This is a genomic window from Mycobacterium attenuatum (genome assembly GCF_900566085.1).
Classification (GTDB): Bacteria; Actinomycetota; Actinomycetes; order Mycobacteriales; family Mycobacteriaceae; genus Mycobacterium; species Mycobacterium attenuatum.
Window position 1 is genome coordinate 1 of the sequence record NZ_UPHT01000125.1, and the last position, 1069, is coordinate 1069.

Sequence of the window (1069 nt, forward strand, 5' to 3'; positions counted from 1 at the left end):
CCCACACCCAAGCCGTCCCCGCCGTGGCCCGCCCACGCCCCCACATCCTGTAGGCCATGCTGCGCGACCACCGGGCCTACCAACCCACCGCGCCTAACGCCGCGGCGGCTTGACAACTTCATTGAGATTCCTCCTAAGCCCACCGGACGTCACTCGTGCCCGGATCTGGGCAAAGTCTGTCGAAAAGCGCTGAGACGAACGTTTGGAAGTCATGAAATGCGCTGGTCACATCCGATCGATTGGCGCTTGAAGGGTGGTAGGGCTGGCCGCGAGACGCGCAGATAGCCCGGGCGCTCCTGGCGCGGTCGACGCCTTTGGGAAAGCAAGCGGTCGCATTGCCTGGCTGATCGTTGAACCCGGCCTTCGTTAGCTCGGTTACTGCGGCATCTACGAACTCAGGCACCGCACAGACGAACGACATCACCGTCCATGCAGAGTGCATGGGGCCAAACCGGGCCGCCGCCATAGCCACACCCCGCGCGGCTCATGTCGAGGCGGCCTTCTGGTCGCATCGTGACCGGACCGAGCGTTGGGTAGCCGTTGCTAGCTAACCCGCCGGGGAACCGCCGATCCCGCCCTCCCCGCCCGCGTATTCTCCACCGCCGCCACCATTGCCGAGGATCCCACCAGGGCCGTTACCGACTGCGCCGGCTTGACCGGGTTGTACTATGGTCGTCAGTTGCATCTGTCCCGTAGCAAACGCTGTCACGAAATTGGTGACGGCGTCGATACCCTGCAGGCCGGGCAGTCCGTAGAGATTGCCACCGCTGCCGCCCTTACCGCCGGTGCCGCCAGTGCCCGGGATACCCGCGCCTTGTCCGGCGCTACCGCCGGGGCCACCGTCACCCCCGTAACCGCCACGGTGCTGCAGCAGCTGCTGCACGAAGTTGTCCGGCGGGCCATAGGGGAAGGAGATCCCGCCCGAGCCGCCGGCACCGCCGTCGCCGCCGTCGCCGCCGTCGCCGCTGGCCAAGGCCGCGTTAAGACTGGCCCCGCCGTGACCGCCGGGGCCCCCGGCGGCGCCGTGACCGCCGGGACCGATCAGGCGGGTGGAGCCGCCGATCCCGCC

Annotated in this window: 1 pseudogene; it reads right to left on the minus strand. The window is 68.2% G+C overall.

Annotated features, from left to right (window positions below):
- Nucleotides 1-547: 547 nt before the first annotated feature.
- A pseudogene (locus tag EET13_RS32380) lies at nucleotides 548-1069 on the minus strand (PE family protein); the annotation flags it as partial.